At 36.4% G+C, this 2,806-nt stretch carries 3 protein-coding genes; 1 reads left to right on the forward strand and 2 read right to left on the reverse strand.

Annotated elements, in window-relative coordinates; translation table 11 throughout:
- Positions 1-181 precede the first annotated feature (181 nt).
- Complete coding sequence (locus CJF42_RS25440) at positions 182-382, forward strand: hypothetical protein (protein ID WP_095369290.1); 201 nt, start codon at positions 182-184, stop codon at positions 380-382.
- A 49-nt stretch (positions 383-431) separates the two neighbouring features.
- On the opposite strand, the gene CJF42_RS25445 is transcribed toward CJF42_RS25440, so the two are convergent.
- A complete protein-coding gene (locus CJF42_RS25445; protein ID WP_095369291.1) occupies positions 432-1,535 on the reverse strand; it encodes an ISAs1 family transposase in 1,104 nt (367 codons plus the stop codon).
- A 55-nt stretch (positions 1,536-1,590) separates the two neighbouring features.
- The coding region (locus CJF42_RS25450) for an IS1634 family transposase (RefSeq protein WP_095369292.1) at positions 1,591-2,806 on the reverse strand (1,216 nt) is incomplete at its 5' end.

A 2,806-nucleotide genomic window follows, 5' to 3' on the forward strand; every position in this document is an offset into this window, starting at 1 on the left:
TAATTTCACCTAAAACTGCTGATCAATAAAACTTCTTTTAGATTACTTTGTGTACACAATGTTTAAATACCACTCCTAATATGAATCAATTTTTTAAATTAACATTTATTAAAAACCCAAATTAGGGCCATCAACATGTTAAACTCTTTTCCAATATTTATTTAATTAAAAAGGATTTATCATGATAAAGCATATAGTTACTTCATTAATGTTATTACCCACTAGTTTATTAGCCAATACAGATGTTATTTCTGTCACCGATTTTGGTGCTGATGGAACTGATTCTTTACCTGATCATGTTGCATTTAAAAATGCAATAAATCCGACATTCCGCAGCATTTTTAGGAATAAATTTCTTGATAGATGCTGCCCATGCAATTAATGATAATACTGTTCCTCTCCTCAGGGCGGGATTATGCTTTGTTTGATTTTTAACCAAACAATATCTCTGCTCTAAATTTAGCATCCCAACATGCCCGTTGCATTTTACCTGCAACACTATCTTTTAGTGGGTGTGTTTTGATTAAGTTTAATAGCTTACGTCTGATTGTGGCTAAGTTCCTCGCTCCATCATCAGCATAAATTTGGCATTCATCTTCTCTAAATGTCACATCTAATACCCAGTGTTGGCTATTCTCAATAGCCCAATGCTGACGTATATATTTTGCCGTAACTTCAACATCTTCTTTTAAGGACGTTATGTAATAAGACGTCTCTTGCTCTGTTTTATTATTTAAATGTCGAGTGCGTTGTACTTCTACTACAGCAAAGCTATCTTTAAATTTCTCCGTTTCATCAAACCACTCTGTTATCGGTAAAAGTCGATATTCTCTTTCGTTAATTCGCCCATGCTCTCCATCTAACTCTTTAAAATAATTATCCTTTAATAACTTAGGTGAATCACGGTAACTCTTATGGAAATAGGCTTCTACTTCTTTAAATAAATTACCTTGGTTCTTTTTTACTTGAAGTACATAATCTCCATTCCCTTCACGTATTGTCGTTGTGGTTTCTGTTTGGCAATGCATCGCATCTGCTGTAATAACAGCATTTTTAATATCTAGACTCGCTAACATTGCTTGCATCACTGGGATTTCATTTGTTTTTGTTGAGCTTTCCTTTTGGTAAATGATGAGACCATTATCCACAACCATCGCCGTCATAAGCTGCAAGGCATCTATATCACCATGTTTAGAGCCACAAACGACTTTACCATCAAAGCTAATATGCTCTTTACCTTCTTTTTCTCGCACCGTATTTGAAAAATTTATAAAGCTTGAAACGAGGCTGTCAGCCTTGACCCCTCTTATAATTCGCCCAATAGAATGCCTTGTGGGAATACCGTGGCTAAAATCTCGATATTCTCTTAACCAATCAAGTTGAGCTTCCCCAAATATTTTAATGGCTTTCCAACCCTTTGCCCCGCAAAGTACTGCGGCAATTGTTAAGAAGATAATATCAGCTAATTCATAATCTTTATTAGCGTCTACTCTGTGATCTTCAATGCTTTCAATATCTTGAAATAATGACTTCATAATTAATCAACGTTGAGTTTTTGATAATGATCTGATCGTTCAACACCAATTAAGTTCAAAATATTTTCATTATACCGTACTCTTTGTCATAAATGCGTGATCCCACCCTGTTCCTCTCCTCCACATTGAGGGCTAATTGTTGCTCGCCCCTGATTGTTAATACATGAATACCTTGAAAGCAAAAGAACACCCAGCGAGCAGTTGGATTTTGGCACGGTTTGTATTTTAAGTTGGGAAAATATACCGACTGAGCCTTTAACTCTCTTCTGATCTTATGCTCCAATGCGGCATAAACCATTAAGCAACACGTCATTACCATCAGTAGTGCTTTAATCCTTTCTGGCTTTTTCAAATAAAGAGACGAGGTTAAAAAGTCAGGACTCTTTAGGAATCTAAAGCCCTTTTCTACACTTTGTTGTGATTTATAAAGGCTAAGCATTTTCTCCATCGTTAGTGTTTCACTCAAGTCATTAGTTGCTAACATAAACATGCCTTTTTCCTGCAATCGCTGCTCCCGATTTTTTAACGACCAATATAACAGCCCTGTTATTTGATATTCATAGCTATCGGGTTGCTGATTTAGTTTGGGACGGCCACTTTGTTTAAATACGGCGTGTTTGAGTATTTCACTGTCACTTATTCCAACTTCACGATAGGATTTTAACCATGTTTTTAATGCCTTATCCGCATCTAATTCACAAGAAAAACGTTGACGACTAAGTTTTTTGAATGATTTTAGGGCCGCGTTTGATTCTTTTTCCATACGTTTATCTAGCGTATGTTGCTCTCGTTTTTTCGCTTGTTCACTTTTAATTAATAACCAGCGTTGCTTTACTTCGCCATAATTTGACTCAAGCCATGCTGCGCTATAACCGTTATCAAGCGGATTAAAGTCGAGGGTATGCTGCTGAGCTATTACTTGTTTTACTTGTTTTAACTTTTGTGGGGCACGAGAAATAAATAACTGCTTCTGTTCGTCAAGTGATTGAATTGTTTCAGCAGTGTAAAGGGCTGCATCGGCAATAAAGTATTGGCTATCTTGAGCTGCTTTTAAACTGCTAATATGGTGTTTAACAATATTTTTAAACCCTTCATTGTCATTAATATTGCCACTGGCTGCTTGCATATACACTGGAATACCTGCCTTGTTTTCAGTGATCAGGTTAAGTACAACCTGATTCAGCTCTGGGCGATGGTCTCGACTGTAACCTCGAACTAGTTTTACTGCTTTACTGTCGTTGTCATGCTCATAATTGCCATCAACATGAATA

Source organism: Pseudoalteromonas sp. NBT06-2 (genome assembly GCF_002276045.1).
Classification (GTDB): Bacteria; Pseudomonadota; Gammaproteobacteria; order Enterobacterales; family Alteromonadaceae; genus Pseudoalteromonas.